The sequence below is a fragment of the Streptomyces sp. SKN60 genome, from assembly GCF_026236535.1.
Lineage (GTDB): Bacteria > Actinomycetota > Actinomycetes > Streptomycetales > Streptomycetaceae > Streptomyces.
On record NZ_JAHTMW010000012.1, the window covers coordinates 127,579 to 144,452 of the forward strand.

Here is a 16,874-nt window from a genome sequence, read left to right on the forward strand (position 1 = left end):
CGGATCAGCCCCGGTCGCGCAGTGCGCGGTAGGCGGCGACGAGTCCGGCGGTGGACGAGTCGAGCCCCTCGCCGCCCGTCCCCTTCGTCAGCACCGGCTCGATCTTCTTGGCGAGGACCTTGCCGAGTTCGACGCCCCATTGGTCGAAGGAGTCGATGTTCCACACGGCGCCCTGGACGAAGACCTTGTGCTCGTACAGGGCGACGAGCTGGCCGAGCACGGACGGGGTGAGGGCGTCGGCCAGGATGGTGGTGGTGGGGTGGTCGCCCTTGAAGGTCTTGTGCGGGACCAGTTCCTCGGGCACGCCCTCGGCGCGCACCTCCTCGGGCGTCTTGCCGAAGGCGAGGGCCTGGGTCTGGGCGAAGAAGTTCGCCATCAGCAGGTCGTGCTGGGCGACCAGGCCGGGCAGCAGGTCGGCGACCGGCTTGGCGAAGCCGATGAAGTCGGCCGGGATGACCTTGGTGCCCTGGTGGATCAGCTGGTAGTAGGCGTGCTGGCCGTTGGTGCCGGGGGTGCCCCAGACGACCGGGCCGGTCTGCCAGTCGACCGGCTGTCCGTCGCGGGTGACGGACTTGCCGTTGGACTCCATGTCGAGCTGCTGGAGGTACGCGGTGAACTTCGACAGGTAGTGCGAGTACGGCAGGACGGCGTGCGACTGGGCGTCGAAGAAGCCGCCGTACCAGATGCCGAGGAGGCCGAGCAGCAGCGGCGCGTTCTCCTCCGGCGGGGCGGTGCGGAAGTGCTCGTCGACGAGGTGGAAGCCGTCGAGCATCTCGCGGAAGGCGTCCGGGCCGATGGCGATCATCAGGGAGAGGCCGATGGCGGAGTCGTAGGAGTAGCGGCCGCCGACCCAGTCCCAGAACTCGAACATGTTCGCCGTGTCGATGCCGAAGTCCTCGACCTTCTCGGCATTGGTCGACAGGGCCACGAAGTGCTTGGCGACGGCCTCCTGACCGGCCCGCAGCTCGGTGAGCAGCCAGTTGCGGGCGGAGGTGGCGTTGGTGATCGTCTCGATGGTGGTGAAGGTCTTCGAGGCGACGATGAAGAGGGTCTCGGCGGCGTCGAGGTCACGGACGGCCTCGTGGAGGTCGGCGCCGTCGACGTTGGAGACGAAACGGAACGTCAGATCGCGCTGCGTGTAGGCGCGCAGCACCTCGTAGGCCATGGCGGGGCCGAGGTCGGAGCCGCCGATGCCGATGTTGACGATGTTCTTGATCGGCTTGCCGGTGTGGCCGGTCCACTCGCCGGCGCGCACCTTGTCCGCGAAGGCGGCCATCTTGTCGAGGACGGCGTGCACCTCGGGCACCACGTTCTCGCCGTCGACCTCGACGACCGCGCCGCGCGGGGCGCGCAGCGCGGTGTGCAGGACGGCACGGTCCTCGGTGTTGTTGATCTTCTCGCCGCGGAACATGGCGTCGCGCAGCTCGGCCACGCCGGTGGCGGCGGCCAGTTCACGCAGGAGGCTCAGGGTCTCGTCGGTGACCAGGTGCTTGGAGTAGTCCAGATAGAGGTCGCCGACCCGCAGCGTGTACGCGCTGCCGCGCTCGGGGTCGGCGGCGAACAGCTCGCGCAGCCGGGGTTCGCCCAGCTGCTCACGGTGCTTTCCGAGGGCCGCCCACTCGGGCAGCTGGTTGAGCCGGCTTCGGCCTGCGTTGTTCATCTCGGACATCGCCCATTTCTTCGTCTTGCTGCTTCGTGCCCCGCTGTCTCCAACCTAATTGATCGAGCACCGGATTCCCGTTCAGTGACCGCCGCGGTGGAGGCGCCCCGCGTACCGCGCCTCCAGGACGGCATTGCGCTCGTGTCCGCCGGGGAGGTTCGCGGAGACGTAGAGGGGCGGTTCGACGCCCTCGGCGAGCAGCAGGGCGACGGCCTCGGCGACGGTCATCTGGACGAGCAGCGACGAGGTGAGGGTGGAGATCCCGCACAGTCCGCCCGCGTCGGAGCCGGGCAGCGGAAGGACGGCGTCGCCGGCCGGGGCGCCGTTGTCGAGGACGGCGTCGGCGAGGTCGGCCAGCCGCTTGCCGCTCGCGTGCAGGGCCGGGACGGCACGGGTGTGCTCCAGGGAGGTGAGGGCGACCAGCGGGTGGCCGGCGCCGGTGACCTTGAGCGCGAGGTCGACGATCGAGTTGTTCACCCCCGAGTTGGAGATGATCACGAAGAGGTCCTGGGGGCGGGGCGTGGCCAGGGCGTAGAGCCGGTCGGCGAGGCCCGGGGAGCGTTCGAGCAGCGGGTCCTTCAGGATCGCCGGGTCCTCGCCGCCGCGCAGGACGAGGTCGGCGAGGGCGATCCGGCTGGTGGGCACGAGTCCGCCGGCCCGTCCGGCGACTTCGAGGGCGGCGGCCTGGGAGTGTCCGGTGCCGAAGGCGTGGATCACCCCGTCGGCGGCCACGCAGTCCGCGAAGAGCCGGGCGGCGGCGGCCACGGACTCCTTGTTGGCGGCGACGACCCGGTCGACGGCGGTGCGGGCGATGTCGGCGAACTGCGCGGCACCGAGGGCGGGTTGGTCCATGACGCAAGCTCCTCATGATTGATTGAACCGAGCCTGATCCGATCAGTCGGTTCAATCAACCAGCGAGCCGATGGCCCGTCAAGAGCGCGGCGCCGCAGGCCCGGCCGGATCGGCGAGCCGCGCGAGCGCCACCGCGCCCGCCAGACCGTCCGGGACCGACGACGGTACGAGGCCGAGCGCGGCCACCCGTACCGACAGCCGGTCGAGCAGCGGGCCGCCCGGACCGAGCAGGCCGCCCGTGACCACCAGGGGTTCACCGGGCCGGGGCAGCAACGCCCGTACGGTGACGGTCAGTTCGTCCGCCGCGCGGTCGAGCAGTCCGGTCGCCACCGCGTCCCCGGCCGCCGCCGCGTCGACCACCAGCGGGCTGAGCCCGGCAAGCCGCACCGGGTGCGCCGCGTAGGCCCAGCCGACCAGCCGCTCCTTGGCCAGGCCCCCGCACAGCGCCGCGACCGGGTCGGAGAGCGCGGTCGCCGGGCCTCGGCCGTCCAGGGCCCGCAGCACCGCGCGCAGCGCCTCCCGGCCGAGCCAGAAGCCGCTGCCCGCGTCCCCGAGCAGCCAGCCGTCGCCGTCCACCGCGCTCGCCAGACGGCGCCCCACCACCCGGGCGCCGGCGGCGCCGGTGCCGGCGATCAGGACGAGTCCGTCGGCCGGGGTGCCGGGACCGGCCGCGAAGGCCACCTCCGCGTCGCCGTGCACCACGATCCGCGCCGGGGCCGCGCCCACCTCGGCGAGGGCCGCCCGCAGCGCCGCCCCGGCCCGCTCCGCGCCGCCGCCGGGACCGCCGCCGGCGAAGCCCGCCACCACCGCGCCGACCGCTCCCCCGGCGCCCGGCGGCAGGGCTCCGCGCAGGGCCTCGGCCAGATGCCGTACGAGCTCCTCCGCGGGCACGCTCAGCGCGTTGCCCGGGCCGCCCGTGCCCTCGCCCAGGGCCGTGCCGGTCGCCGCGTCGGCGCACCGCGCCCTGGTCCGCGTACCGCCGGCGTCGATGCCGACGACCACCCGCTGAATGCTGGATCCGTTCATCAGGCCGCATGCTGGTTGATACATTCACGCGACCACAAGACCCCGACACCTCCGACACGCCCCTCCCCCGCCGCCGTCCGTCGAAGAAGGCCCCGCATGATCACCGCGCTGATCCGCTCCGAACTCCCCCGGATGTCCGGCTCCTTGCGCAAGGTCGGCGACTGGGTGCTCGCCGATCCGGCCCGGGTCGCCGGGGTGTCCGCCGCCGAACTCGGCCGCCGCACCGGCACCTCGCAGGCCACCGTGACCCGCTTCTGCCGGGCCCTCGGCCTCGACTCGTACCAGCGGCTGCTGCTCGAACTGGCCCGGGAACAGGGCCAGGAGGCCGGGCCGCTGGGCCCCGACATCGGCCCCGACGACCCGCTCGACCGGGTCGTGGCCGCCGTCGCCCAGGCCGACCTGGCCGCCCTGCGCGCCACCGCCGAGCGGCTCGACCCGGACGCCCTGGAGCGGGCGGCCCGGGCCCTGGCACAGGCCCGCCGGATCGACGTGTACGGGGTGGGGGCCTCCGGGTTCCTCGCCGTGGAGCTGCGGGCCCGGCTGTTCGGCATCGGCTGCGAGGCCCGCGCGTGGACCGAGGTGCACGCGGCGAAGACCTCGGCGGCGCTGCTCACCCCGGCCGACACGGTGGTCGCGCTCTCCCACTCGGGGGCGACCCGCGAGGTCCTGGCCCCGCTGGAGCTGGCCGCCGAGCGCGGCGCGGCGACGGTCGCCGTCACGGGCGACCCGCGCTCCCCGGTGGCCCGGGCGGCCGGAACGCACCTCACCTCGACGTCCGCCGAGACCGGTTTCCGGCACGGCGGATTCGGCGCCCGGCACTCGGTGCTGCTGATCCTGGACTGCCTCTACGCGCGCGTGACCCAGCTGACCTACTCGCGCGCCGCGGCCGCCCTCGCACTCACCGCGCACATCGCCGGCGACCACCGGAGATAACCGAAAGGCCGCCGCACATACGACGGAACGGGCCCTGCGCGCAGAGCCCGTTCAGCCGGTTGTCAGATCTCGCCCCGGAGCTTGGCGAGCGCCTCCGCGAGGATCGCCTCGCCGTCCGCGTCGCTGCGCCGCTCCCGTACGTACGCGAGGTGCGTCTTGTACGGCTCGGTGCGCGGCGGGTCCGGCGGGTTGTCCCGGTCCTGGCCGGCCGGGAAGCCACAGCGGGGGCAGTCCCAGGTGTCCGGGACCTGTGCGTCGCTGGCGAAGCTCGGCTGGGTCTCGTGCCCGTTCGAGCACCAGAAGGAGATCCGGAGACGCGGTGCCGACTCGCCCCGCTCGGCCTCGCCCATCGGCCCCGCGCCGACCCGGCTTCCCCGGATCGCGTTGCCACTTGCCACGGTCGTAACTCCCTGCGTGATGGTGCTCGAAGATGCCCCAGTCTACGTAAGGCCCAACGCGCGTCCAGTGATTGGAGTTACCCGTCCATCTTCATCAGCAGACCAAGTACGACAATGCACGCGAACCACAGCAGACCGACCACGACGGTGATCCGGTCCAGGTTGCGCTCGGCGACCGAGGAGCCACCGACGGACGACTGCATGCCGCCACCGAACATGTCGGAGAGGCCGCCGCCCTTCCCCTTGTGCATCAGCACGAGCAGCATCAGCAGCGCACTGAAGACGATCAGGGCGATCGAGAACCCCATAACCACGGCTGGACCAACTTCCTCGGACTTATACGGACGGGGGCCGGGCATCGTACCTGCCCGACCCCCGCAAGGGTACGACGGATCCCGTCCGCCGCTCTACATCATCACTGGTCGCGGAATCGCACGATCTTGACGAACTCGTCGGCGTCCAGCGAGGCACCGCCGACCAGGGCGCCGTCGATGTCGGCCTGGGCCATGATCTCGGCCACGTTGCCGCTCTTGACGGAGCCGCCGTACTGGATGCGGACCTTGTCGGCCAGCTCCTGCGAGTACAGCTCGGCGAGCTTGCCGCGGATCGCCCCGCAGACCTCCTGGGCGTCGTCGGCGCCGCAGACCTTGCCGGTGCCGATGGCCCACACCGGCTCGTAGGCGATCACGATCGTCTCGGCCTGCTCGGCCGGGATGTCCTTCAGGCCGCCCTCGACCTGGGCCAGGGTGTGCGCGACGGCGTTGCCGGCCTCGCGGACGTCCAGCTCCTCGCCGACGCACAGGATCGGGGTCAGGCCGTGCTGGTAGGCGGCCTTCACCTTGGCGTTGCAGAGCTCGTCGCTCTCGGCGTGGTACTGGCGGCGCTCCGAGTGGCCGACGGCCACGAAGGCGCACTTCAGCTTGGACAGCATCGCGCCGGAGATCTCACCGGTGTACGCGCCGGACTCGTGCGCCGAGAGGTCCTGGGCGCCGTACTTGATCTTCAGCTTGTCGCCGTCGACCAGGGTCTGCACGGAGCGCAGGTCGGTGAAGGGGACCAGGACGGCGACCTCGACGGCGTCGTAGTCCTTGTCGGTGAGGGCGAAGGCGAGCTTCTGGACGTGGGCGATGGCCTCGAGGTGGTTGAGGTTCATCTTCCAGTTGCCCGCCATCAGCGGGGTGCGGGTGCTCATAAAGGGGTCAGTCCTCCAGTGCGACGAGGCCGGGGAGCTTCTTGCCCTCGAGGTATTCGAGGGAGGCGCCGCCGCCGGTCGAGATGTGGCCGAATGCATTCTCGTCGAAGCCGAGCGTGCGGACGGCGGCGGCCGAGTCGCCGCCGCCGACGACGGTGAAGCCGTCCGAGTCGAGCAGCGCCTGCGCGACGGCCTTGGTGCCGTTCGCGTAGTCGGGGTGCTCGAAGACGCCCATCGGGCCGTTCCAGAAGACGGTGCCGGCGTCGGCGAGCTTCGCCGCGTAGAGCTCGCGGGTCTTCGGGCCGATGTCCAGGCCCTCCTTGTCCGCCGGGATGGCGTCCGAGGAGACGAGCTCGGGGTTGGCCGGGGCCTTGGTCTTCAGGTCCGGGAAGTCGGCGGAGACCAGCACGTCGATCGGCAGCACGAACTCGACGCCGCGCTTCTCCGCCTCCGCCAGGTAGCCGAGGCACGTGTCGATCTGGTCCTCCTGGAGCAGCGAGATGCCGACCTCGTGGCCCTTGGCCTTGAGGAAGGTGTACGCCATGCCGCCGCCGATGAGGATGCGGTCGGCCTTCTGCAGGAGGTTGTCGATGACGCCGAGCTTGTCGGAGACCTTGGCGCCGCCGAGGGCGACGACGTAGGGGCGCTGGACGTCCTCGGTGAGCTTCTTCAGGACGCCGACCTCGGTGGCGATGAGGTAGCCGGCCGCGTGCGGCAGCTTGCCGGGGAGGTCGAAGACCGAGGCGTGCTTGCGGTGCACGGCGCCGAAGCCGTCGCCGACGTAGAGGTCGGCGAGCTCGGCCAGCTGCGCGGCGAAGGCCGCGCGCTCGGCGTCGTCCTTGGACGTCTCGCCGGCGTTGAAGCGCAGGTTCTCGATGACGGCCACCCGGCCGTCGGTCAGGCCGGCGACGGTCGCCTTGGCGGACTCGCCGACCGTGTCGGTCGCGAAGGCCACGTCGGCGCCGAGCAGTTCGCCGAGCCGCGCGGCGGCCGGGGCGAGGGAGAAGGCCGGGTCCGGCGCGCCCTTGGGGCGGCCGAGGTGGGACGCGACCACGACCCGGGCGCCGGCCTCGGCGAGCGCCTTGACGGTCGGGACGACGGCGCGGATGCGCCCGTCATCGGTGATGGTGGTGCCGTCGAGGGGCACGTTGAGGTCGGCGCGGACGAACACCCGCTTGCCGGTGACGCCCTCGGCGAGCAGCTCGTCGATCGTCTTCATCTGTTTCTCTGACTCCTTGGTACACGCGGTGGAGCACACGACAGCAGGGCCCGCACAGTGCGCCATCGCACTGCCCGAGCCCTGCTTCACATCGAAAGCCCGCTCAGAAGCTTAGAGAGCTTAGAGCTGACCGCCGACGAAGACGGTGAGGTCGACGAGACGGTTGGAGTAGCCCCACTCGTTGTCGTACCAGCCGAGAACCTTGACCGAGTTGCCCTCCTGGACCATCGTCAGCGACGAGTCGAAGGTGCAGGAGGCCGGGTCGCTCACGATGTCCGAGGAGACGATCTCGTCCTCGGTGTAGAACAGGATGCCCTTGAGCTCGCCGTCCGCGGCCTTCTTGAACGCGGCGTTGACCTCGTCCTTGGTGACCTCGCGGGAGAGCTCGACGACCAGGTCGGTGACCGAGCCGGTCGGGACCGGCACGCGCATGGCCATGCCGTCGAGCTTGCCCTTGAGCTGCGGGAGGACCAGGGCGGTGGCCTTGGCGGCGCCCGTCGTGGTCGGGATGATGTTCTCCGCGGCGGCGCGGGCGCGGCGCAGGTCCTTGTGCGGGAAGTCCAGGATGCGCTGGTCGTTGGTGTACGCGTGGACCGTGGTCATCAGACCGCGGACGATGCCGAAGTTCTCGTCGAGGACCTTGGCCATCGGCGCGACACAGTTGGTCGTGCAGGAGGCGTTGGAGATGACGTCGTGGCTCGCCGGGTCGTACTTGTCCTGGTTGACGCCCATCACGATGGTGATGTCCTCGTCCTTGGCCGGGGCCGAGATGAGGACCTTCTTCGCGCCGCCCGCGAGGTGCTTGGCGGCGTCGTCGCGCTTGGTGAAGATGCCGGTGGACTCGATGACGATGTCGACGCCCAGCTCACCCCACGGGATGTCGGCCGGGTTGCGCTCGGAGAGCACCTTGATGGTGTGGCCGTCGACGGTGATGGTGTCGGCGGTGTGGGTCACCTCGGCCTTGAGGCGGCCCAGAATGGTGTCGTACTTCAGCAGGTGAGCCGTGGTCGCGGTGTCGCCCAGATCGTTGACGGCCACGACCTCGATGTCGGCACCCTGCTCAAGGAGCGCGCGGAAGTAGTTGCGACCGATACGGCCAAAGCCGTTGATGCCTACGCGGATCGTCACGAACCGATCTCCTCGTTAGGTACGCCGGGTTTCGACGCCCGGCGAGCTTCTCTTTTGGGATGTCCCCGACCGCTTACGACCCTACCTCTCCAGATGGCTCCGCGTGACATCGAGTGCGGCGGTACACGCCCGGAAAGTGCCGGAAAAAGGCCGACAGCCCTTGCCTACCAACGGGTAAGGGCTGTCGAGGGACCTTGGTCCCCACTACGCAGAGTGACGAAAATCGGTGCTCGCCTGAGCGCCCGAATCAGCGTCGGAGCGAAGTAAGCGCCCTTCTGAGCAGAGTCGCCCGTTCCGTCGCATTCGGGACATGCTCCAGGCCGAAGCCGAACAGGACGGTGTCACGGGTGGTGACCGCAGCCTGGGAGTGGAAGAGCGCCTCGGAACGGGTCCAGTCACTTCCGTTCCCGGGACTTCCGGCCGGCGGGCCCGGTACGGACCAAGCACCCATTCCGGTCTCGAAGCCCTCGGTGTCGCTCGCCGCGCCCGCCGACAGGGTCAGCTCGTCGACGAACGCGCCCATCTCGCCGGTGCCCGGGTCGGACACGTACGAGATCGCCAGCTCGACCCGCTTGCCCGCGTAGGCGCTCAGGTCGACGCGGGCCTGCCGCCAGCCGTTGGAGGGGCCGGTGAAGGCGTGCCAGGCACCGGTGGTGCCGGTGGCGGCGCAGGTGCCGTCCTGGCCCACGGTGAGGTAGTGCGCCAGGAAGGGGTGCTCCCGGACGTAGTAGCCCTCGCCGCAGTCGGCGGGCGGCTCGGCGGAGGTGCCGCCGTCGGCGTCGGGCAGGGTGGTCCAGTCGTCCTGGCCGGCGGTGTGGGCCTCCACGACCAGGTGGTCGTAGCCCGGCTCGGTGTCGTAGCTGACCTGGAAGGCCAGGTTCGGCCGGTCGGCCGCGGTCACCCCGGTGAGGTCCACGGTCCGGCTCAGCCGGCCCCAGGTGCCGTCGGTGTGGCGCAGCGCGGCGAAGCGGCTGCCCGCGTACGGCTCGAAGGGGGTCTTCAGGCCCGGGTAGTCGCCGCCGGCGGCGCTGCTCGCGAACTGCGGGAAGCGGTCGGGGGCGAGGGAGTCGGAGGTGACGGTGAAGGCGCCGGCGTTGTCGAGCGGGTTGCCGGCGGCGGCACCGAGTGCCGCCCCGCTGCCGCCGAGCCGGCCGGAGCCGGCGAAGGAGGCGGGGCCGTTCAGCGCGGCCCGGCGGTAGGCGCCGAGGTAGTACTGGGCGAAGTCGTTGGAGTCGGCACGGCCGAGCCAGACCTGCCCGCCGGACTTCTCGCCCGCGTTGATCAGCTTGCCGCCCTCGTTGAGGTAGGCGCGGACGGCGAGCACGGTGGCCCCGGAGGGCTGCTCGGCGCCGGTGTACCAGACGACGGTACGGAAGTGGCTCAGCACGCCGAGGGCGTGCGGGGCGCCCTGGGTGGCGACGTCCCACACGGCGGCCCGGCGCCCGTTCGCGGCGAGCGCCCGCACATAGGTGTCGGCGTGCTGGGCGGCCGCGGTGCCGCCCTCCTCGGCGAGGACGAGGACGTCGCCGCGGGGCCGCTCGGCCACGGTGTACGTGAACGGGGCGGACGCGGTCGTCTTCCCGGCGCGGGTGCGGGCGGTGAACCAGACCTCGACCTTGTCGCCGGTACGGGCGCCCTCGACCTCGGCGCGGTACTGGTCGAAGTAGAGGTTGTCCTCGCCGCCCCAGGTCTCGCCGCCCTTCCAGGGCTCCAGGCCCGTGCGATGGGTGCGGCCGCCGTTGATCCGGTAGTTCAGGGTCTTGCCGCGCAGGGACTTTCGGGCGGTGACCGCGACCTCCTGGGCGCCGCCGCCCGCGTACGAGGTGGCGAAGGCGTCCGGGGTGAAGTCGGGGGCCTCGATGCCGACCGGGGAGACCGGGGTGTCCGGGTGGGCGCTGGACTCGGCGACGGCGAGGGCGAACGGGATGTTCTTCTCGAACTCGCCCTGGATCAGCTTCTCGTCGTCCGGGAAGGTGAAGACGGAGGCGCAGTCGGCCGGGTCCCAGGCATCGTTCGGGTCGACCCGGGAGGCAGTGACGCAGGTCGACATCTCCGGGGTGAACATCTGCGTCCCGTTGACGTTGGCGGCGTGTCCGTCCGCCTCGCCGTTGGTGGTGTACAGCTCGGAGGAGAGCTGCGAGCGGTAACCGGGGATCGCGGGCTGCTGCGGGGTGCCGGCGAGCGCCTTGAGGGCCACGTCGTCGGGGGTGTCGGTGGCGACCTGCCAGCCCACGCCGTAGAGCAGCAGCTGGGCGGCCGAGTGGTAGTTGATGGCGTAGCGGAAGCCGATGCGCTTCTCGAAGGCGTCGAGCGCCCGGGTCTCCGGCTCGGACATGGCGCTCGGGCCGCGGAAGGTCTCGTCGGCCGGGTCGGGCGAGGAGCCCTCGTCGTCGTAGCCCCACTTGTGGCCGAAGTTGCGGTTGAGGTCGACGCCGTCGCCGGCGGCGATCCGGCCGTCGCCGTCGTTGTCCCGCAGGTTCTTGCGCCACTGGCGGTTGGCCGGGTCGGCGTGGGTGTAGTCGTAGCCGTCCGGGTTGGCGGAGAGCACGAACCACAGCTCCGTGGTGTCCACCAGCTTCGTGATCCGCGGGTCCTTGCCGTAGCCGTCCAGGTAGTGGTGCATCAGCCGCCTGGTCATCTCCGGCGTGATCCACTCGCGGGCGTGCTGGTTGGACAGGTACAGCGTGGCCGGCCTGCTGCCGTCCTTGGTCTTCGCCGCGCCCTTGCTGACCTTGAGGGCGAGGATGTCCTGGCCCTTCACGGTCTTGCCGATGGAGACCACCTTGGTGAGCCCCGGGTTGGCCCGGGCGGTGTCCACGATCTCCTGCTTGAGGCCGCCCTTCCCGCCGTACGGGCGGAAGACGCCGTCCCCGGCGGCCGCGACCCGCTGCTCGGCGCGGGCCCCGAGGGTGTGCTCGGCGATCTCGACGCCCTGCCGGCGCAGCTGCCCGGCCTGTGCGTCGGTGAGGTAGAGCTCGACCGTGGCGGAGCCCTTGGCGGGCACCTGCTCGGTCAACTCGTGGGCGTCGGTGCCCGCGTCGAGGAGCAGCGGCAGCTGCTCCTTCGTCACCTTGGCCCGCCAGACGGAGACGTGTTCGAAGTCCCCGTCCTGACGGGTGGGTTGCGCGCCCGCGACGGGTGCCGCCGCCAGGCCCGCGATGACCAGTGATGCAGTGGCGAGGATCGCTCCCGCTCTGCGTCTCATCTGCCCCCCTTGCTGTCGTCTGTCACGAAGGTGAACAGACGCCAGGCTCGTGGGGGCTCATACCCCTGTCAAGGGTGCCTCCGGCGCGTCGGCCGAAGCCCGCCGAACGGAACTGCCGGTGCCTCAGAAAGGCACCGGCAGCGCGGAGTTGGAGCTTCCGGGAGATCCGGGATCCCCGGCAGGCCGGCTCAGCCGACCAGGCTGTCGTCCAGCTCCTCCGTCAGATTGGACTCGGTCCCGGGGATGCCCAGGTCCTGGGCCCGCTTGTCGGCCATGGCGAGCAGCCGGCGGATCCGGCCGGCCACCGCGTCCTTGGTGAGCGGCGGGTCGGCGAGCGCGCCCAGCTCCTCCAGGGAGGCCTGCTTGTGCTCCATGCGCAGCCGGCCGGCCGCCGCGAGGTGCTCGGGCACCTCCTCGCCGAGGATCTCCAGGGCCCGCTGCACCCGGGCGCCCGCGGCGACCGCGGCGCGCGCCGAGCGGCGCAGGTTGGCGTCGTCGAAGTTGGCGAGCCGGTTGGCGGTGGCGCGGACCTCGCGCCGCATCCGGCGCTCCTCCCAGGCGAGCACCGACTCGTGCGCGCCGAGCCGGGTGAGCAGCGCGCCGATGGCGTCGCCGTCGCGGACCACGACCCGGTCCACGCCCCGTACCTCACGGGCCTTGGCCGCGATGGAGAGCCGGCGGGCGGCGCCGACCAGGGCGAGCGCGGCCTCCGGGCCGGGGCAGGTGACCTCCAGGGAGGAGGAGCGGCCCGGCTCGGTCAGCGAGCCGTGCGCCAGGAAGGCGCCGCGCCAGGCCGCCTCGGCGTCACAGGTGGCCCCGGAGACCACCTGCGGGGGCAGCCCGCGGATGGGGCGGCCGCGGCCGTCCACCAGACCGGTCTGCCGGGCCAGCTGGTCGCCGCCGGCGACCACCCGGACCACGAAGCGCGAACCGCGGCGCAGGCCGCCGGGGGCCATCACGATCAGCTCCGAGCTGTGCCCGAAGATCTCCAGGATGTCCCGCTTCAGCCGGCGCGCCGCCATCGCGGTGTCCAGCTCCGCCTCGATCACGATCCGGCCGCTCACCAGGTGCAGCCCGCCCGCGAACCGCAGGATCGACGAGACCTCGGCCTTCCTGCAGCAGGTCCGGGTGACGGGGAGCCGGGAGATCTCGTCCTTCACCGCTGCCGTCATCGCCATGGGCCGATCCTTCCATGCATCCGAAAAATACGGTCGTACGCGGCGGCCAACAGCTCCGGGTCGTGCTTCGGAGCGCCGTCGGGCCGGGCCACCGGCGCCAGCTCGACCGCGGCGCCGAGCCGCTTGGCGGCTTCGGCGAGGGGCTCTCTTGCCGACGCGTCGGGCACGGCGGCCTCGTCGGCCAGCACCACGTCCAGGGCGAGTTTAGGGGCGTGTCGTGCCAAAACCTCCAAATGACGCTGCGGGGAGAAGCCCTCGGTTTCTCCCGGCTGCGGCGCGAGGTTCAGCGAGAGCACCCGGCGGGCCTTGGTCTCCATCAGCGCGTCGAGCAGCTCGGGCACGAGCAGGTGCGGGATCACCGAGGAGAACCAGGAGCCCGGACCGAGCACCACCCAGTCGGCGTCGAGCACCGCGGCCACCGCCTCCGGCACCGCCGGCGGGTCGTGCGGCACCAGGTGCACGGACTGCACCTCGCCCGGGGTGAGCGCCACGGTGGCCTGCCCGCGCACGGTGTCCACGTCGTGCGGGCGCTCCGGGTCGTGGCCCTTGACCAGGGCCTGGAGCTCCAGCGGCACGGCCGACATGGGCAGCACCCGGCCCTGCGCGCCGAGCAGCCGGCCGACCAGGTCCAGGGCCTGCACGGGGTCGCCGAGCTGCTCCCAGAGGGCGACGATCAGCAGATTGCCGACGGCGTGGCCGCCCATCTCGCCCTTGGACTGGAAGCGGTGCTGGATGACCCGGGCCCAGGTCTGGCCCCAGTCGTCGTCGCCGCACAGCGCGGCGAGCGCCTTGCGGAGGTCGCCCGGGGGCAGCACGCCCAGCTCCTCGCGGAGCCGGCCGCTGGAGCCCCCGTCGTCGGCGACGGTGACCACGGCGGTCAGGTCGCCGGTGATCCGGCGCAGGGCGGCGAGCGAGGCGGACAGGCCCATGCCGCCGCCCAGCGCCACGACCTTGGGCTGGGCGCCGCGCCTGCGGAGCGCGCGCCGCACCGAGAGGGTGGGCGTGCGCCGGCGGTACTGCTTCACTCGCGCCCCATGTCCCGGTGGACGACGACGGTCTCGACGCCCTCGGCGGCGAGACGGGCGGCCAGCTTCTCGGCGGTGGCGACGGAGCGGTGCTTGCCGCCCGTGCAGCCGACCGCGATGGTCACGTAACGCTTGCCCTCGCGCCGGTAGCCGGCGGCGATCAGCTGCAGCAGCTCGGTGTAGCGGTCCAGGAACTCCTTGGCACCGGGCTGGTTGTAGACGTAGTTCGCGACCTCCTCGTTGAGGCCGGTGAAGGGGCGCAGCTCGGGGACCCAGTGCGGGTTCGGCAGGAAGCGCATGTCGACGACCAGGTCGGCGTCGACCGGCAGGCCGTACTTGAAGCCGAAGGACATCACGGTGGCCCGCAGCTCGGGCTCCTCGTCGCCGGCGAACTGGGCGTCCATCTTGGCGCGCAGTTCGTGCACGTTGAGGCTGGAGGTGTCGATCACCAGGTCGGCGTCGCCGCGCAGCTCGCGCAGCAGGTCGCGCTCGGCGGCGATGCCGTCGGTGATGCGGCCGTCGCCCTGGAGGGGGTGCGGCCGGCGGACCGACTCGAAGCGCCGGACCAGGGCCTCGTCGGAGGACTCCAGGAAGACGATCCGGCGGGTGACCTGCTTGGCGTCGAGGTCGGCGAGGGAGTCGCGGAGGTTGTCGAAGAACTGGCGGCCGCGGACGTCGACGACGACCGCGATCCGGGCCACGTTCCCCTGGGAGCGGGCGCCGAGCTCCACCATGGTGGGGATCAGCGCGGGCGGCAGGTTGTCGACGACGAACCAGCCGAGGTCCTCCAGGCACTTCGCCGCGGTGGACCGGCCGGCGCCGGACATGCCGGAGATGATCACCAGCTCGGGGATGGCCGCTTCGGCGTTGTTCTCGCCGGCGGGCTCCGTCGTGCCCGTACTCATGTCTGGTGCTCCGTCTTCGTACTCGGGCTGTTCGTGTTCGTGCTGCTGGTGCTGCTGCTCTTGCTGTTGCTGCTGTGGCTGCTCGTGCTCGGTCATGCGGTGGTGCCCCCGTCGTCTTCCATGATCTCTCCTGTGGCCGTGTTCACGGCGGGCGCGGCCGGGGCCGCCTGCGCGAGGGCCACCGCCACGGCCTCGGCCGTCTTGCGGCCCATGCCGGGGACCTCGCAGATCTGCTCGATTGTCGCCTGCCGGAGCCGTTTGACCGAGCCGAAATGCTTGATGAGGGCTTGTTTCCGGGTTTCGCCGAGGCCGGGGATCGCGTCCAGGGGGCTGGTACGGATGCGCTTGTGCCGCTTGGACCGCTGGTAGCGGATGGCGAAGTCGTGAGCCGTGTCACGTACCCGCTGAAGGAGGTACAGGCCCTCGCTGGTGCGGGGCAGCACCACCGGGTCGTCGTCGTCCGGCAGCCAGACCTCCTCCAGGCGCTTGGCGAGCCCGCAGACGGCGATGTCGTCGATGCCGAGTTCGTCCAGGGCCCGGCGGGCGGCGGCGACCTGCGGCTGCCCGCCGTCGACGACGACGAGCTGCGGGGGGTACGCGAAGCGCTTGGGCCGCCCGTCGTCCTCGGGCGTGCCCTCGGGCAGCTCGCCGTCCACCCATTCGCCGGTCTTCTCCTTCTCGGCGAGATAGCGCTTGAAGCGGCGGCTGATCACCTCGTGCATGGACCGGACGTCGTCCTGGCCCTCGAAGCTTTTGATCTGGAAGCGCCGGTACTCGCTCTTGCGGGGCAGCCCGTCCTCGAAGACGACCATGGAGGCCACCACGTCCTCGCCCTGCAGGTGCGAGATGTCGAAGCACTCGATGCGCAGCGGTGCCGAGTCCAGGTCCAGGGCCTCGGCGATCTCCTCCAGGGCCCGGGAGCGGGTGGTGAGGTCGCTGGCCCGCTTGGTCTTGTGCAGGACGAGGGCCTGCTGCGCGTTCCGCGCGACCGTCTCCATCAGGTCCTTCTTGTCGCCGCGCTGCGGCACGCGCAGCGAGACGTTGGACCCGCGGCGCCCGGAGAGCCAGGCCGTGACCGCCCCGGCGTCCTCCGGCAGCGCCGGCACCAGGACCTCCTTGGGGACGGCGTCGCCGCTCTCCTCGCCGTACAGCTGCTGCAGGGCGTGCTCGACGAGCCCGGCGGTGTCGACGGCCTCGACCTTGTCGGTGACCCAGCCGCGCTGGCCGCGCACCCGGCCGCCGCGCACGTGGAAGATCTGCACGGCCGCCTCCAGCTCGTCCTCGGCGAGGGCGATGAGATCGGCGTCGGTCGCGTCGGCGAGCACCACCGCGCTCTTCTCCATGGCCTTGCGCAGCGCCCCTATGTCGTCGCGCAGCCGGGCGGCCTTCTCGTACTCCATGTCCTCGGCCGCGAGCATCATCTGCTTCTCCAGGCGGCGCAGATACGTGCCGGTGCGGCCGGCCATGAAGTCGCAGAACTCCTCGGCCAGTTCGCGGTGCTCGACCGGGGTGACCCGGCCGACGCAGGGCGCCGAGCACTTGCCGATGTAGCCGAGCAGACAGGGCCGTCCGGCGGAGGCGGCATTGCGGAAGACGCCCGCGGAGCAGGTCCGTACGGGAAACACCCGCAGCATCAGGTCGACGGTCTCGCGGATCGCCCACGCGTGCGCGTACGGACCGAAATAGCGCACGCCCTTCTTCTTGTGGCCGCGCATGACCTGGACGCGCGGGAACTCCTCGTTCAGCGTCACCGCGAGATACGGGTAGCTCTTGTCGTCCCGGTACTTCACGTTGAACCGGGGGTCGAACTCCTTGATCCAGGAGTACTCCAGCTGCAGCGCCTCGACCTCGGTGGACACCACCGTCCACTCCACGGACGCGGCCGTGGTCACCATGGTCGCCGTGCGCGGGTGCAGGCTCGCCAGCGGCTGGAAGTAGTTCGCCAGCCGCTGGCGCAGGGACTTCGCCTTGCCGACGTAGATCACCCGGCGGTGCTCGTCGCGGAATTTGTAGACCCCGGGCGAGTCGGGGATCTGTCCCGGCTTGGGGCGGTAGCTGGAGGGGTCGGCCATGGTTCCCACCCTACTGGCGGGGACCGACACTCAGACCGCGCGCGAACGGGGGCCGGCCCATGACGGAGGGGCGCACCGCCC

14 protein-coding genes are annotated in these 16,874 nt (G+C 71.5%); 1 reads left to right on the forward strand and 13 read right to left on the reverse strand.

The window, feature by feature from the left end; translation table 11 throughout:
- Window positions 1-4: 4 nt before the first annotated feature.
- From pgi to KV205_RS21380, 3 genes are all read right to left on the reverse strand, one after another.
- The gene (pgi, locus tag KV205_RS21370) at window positions 5-1,660 is read right to left on the reverse strand and encodes a glucose-6-phosphate isomerase (protein WP_265866258.1); all 1,656 of its coding nucleotides are present in this window, start codon (window positions 1,658-1,660) and stop codon (window positions 5-7) included.
- A gap of 81 nt (window positions 1,661-1,741) precedes the next feature.
- Window positions 1,742-2,512 carry an SIS domain-containing protein gene (locus KV205_RS21375; protein WP_265866109.1) on the reverse strand — a complete coding sequence of 257 codons (771 nt, stop codon included), beginning with the start codon at window positions 2,510-2,512 and terminating at the stop codon, window positions 1,742-1,744.
- A gap of 78 nt (window positions 2,513-2,590) precedes the next feature.
- Window positions 2,591-3,538 (reverse strand): N-acetylglucosamine kinase, encoded by a 948-nt coding sequence (locus KV205_RS21380; protein WP_265866110.1) that lies wholly within the window; start codon window positions 3,536-3,538, stop codon window positions 2,591-2,593.
- A gap of 96 nt (window positions 3,539-3,634) precedes the next feature.
- Between KV205_RS21380 and KV205_RS21385 the strand changes: the two genes are divergently transcribed.
- On the forward strand, window positions 3,635-4,471 hold the full coding sequence (locus KV205_RS21385) for a MurR/RpiR family transcriptional regulator (RefSeq protein WP_265866111.1): 837 nt from the start codon (window positions 3,635-3,637) through the stop codon (window positions 4,469-4,471).
- Between the two features lie 62 nt (window positions 4,472-4,533).
- On the opposite strand, the gene KV205_RS21390 is transcribed toward KV205_RS21385, so the two are convergent.
- The 10 genes from KV205_RS21390 to uvrC form a co-directional block, all read right to left on the reverse strand.
- Complete coding sequence (locus tag KV205_RS21390; RefSeq protein ID WP_003957010.1) at window positions 4,534-4,869, reverse strand: RNA polymerase-binding protein RbpA; 336 nt, start codon at window positions 4,867-4,869, stop codon at window positions 4,534-4,536.
- 77 nt (window positions 4,870-4,946) lie between these two features.
- Window positions 4,947-5,177: a preprotein translocase subunit SecG gene (secG, locus tag KV205_RS21395; RefSeq protein WP_265866124.1), complete on the reverse strand. Its 231-nt coding sequence runs from the start codon at window positions 5,175-5,177 to the stop codon at window positions 4,947-4,949.
- A 107-nt stretch (window positions 5,178-5,284) separates the two neighbouring features.
- Window positions 5,285-6,061: a triose-phosphate isomerase gene (gene tpiA, locus KV205_RS21400; RefSeq protein ID WP_265866125.1), complete on the reverse strand. Its 777-nt coding sequence runs from the start codon at window positions 6,059-6,061 to the stop codon at window positions 5,285-5,287.
- Window positions 6,062-6,068: 7 nt separating this feature from the next.
- Window positions 6,069-7,280, reverse strand: coding sequence for a phosphoglycerate kinase (gene pgk / locus KV205_RS21405; RefSeq protein ID WP_265866126.1), 1,212 nt, complete (start codon window positions 7,278-7,280; stop codon window positions 6,069-6,071).
- A 120-nt stretch (window positions 7,281-7,400) separates the two neighbouring features.
- Window positions 7,401-8,408 carry a type I glyceraldehyde-3-phosphate dehydrogenase gene (gap, locus tag KV205_RS21410; protein WP_265866127.1) on the reverse strand — a complete coding sequence of 336 codons (1,008 nt, stop codon included), beginning with the start codon at window positions 8,406-8,408 and terminating at the stop codon, window positions 7,401-7,403.
- A gap of 247 nt (window positions 8,409-8,655) precedes the next feature.
- Window positions 8,656-11,613 (reverse strand): M14 family metallopeptidase, encoded by a 2,958-nt coding sequence (locus tag KV205_RS21415; RefSeq protein WP_265866128.1) that lies wholly within the window; start codon window positions 11,611-11,613, stop codon window positions 8,656-8,658.
- A gap of 188 nt (window positions 11,614-11,801) precedes the next feature.
- Window positions 11,802-12,791: a DNA-binding protein WhiA gene (gene whiA / locus KV205_RS21420; protein ID WP_030205188.1), complete on the reverse strand. Its 990-nt coding sequence runs from the start codon at window positions 12,789-12,791 to the stop codon at window positions 11,802-11,804.
- Window positions 12,782-13,816 carry a uridine diphosphate-N-acetylglucosamine-binding protein YvcK gene (yvcK, locus tag KV205_RS21425; RefSeq protein WP_265866130.1) on the reverse strand — a complete coding sequence of 345 codons (1,035 nt, stop codon included), beginning with the start codon at window positions 13,814-13,816 and terminating at the stop codon, window positions 12,782-12,784. The genes whiA and yvcK overlap by 10 nt, the downstream gene beginning before the upstream one ends.
- Window positions 13,813-14,817: an RNase adapter RapZ gene (rapZ, locus tag KV205_RS21430; RefSeq protein WP_265866132.1), complete on the reverse strand. Its 1,005-nt coding sequence runs from the start codon at window positions 14,815-14,817 to the stop codon at window positions 13,813-13,815. Before rapZ ends, yvcK begins: the two co-directional genes overlap by 4 nt.
- Window positions 14,814-16,793, reverse strand: coding sequence for an excinuclease ABC subunit UvrC (gene uvrC / locus KV205_RS21435; RefSeq protein ID WP_265866133.1), 1,980 nt, complete (start codon window positions 16,791-16,793; stop codon window positions 14,814-14,816). The genes rapZ and uvrC overlap by 4 nt, the downstream gene beginning before the upstream one ends.
- Window positions 16,794-16,874 lie beyond the last annotated feature (81 nt).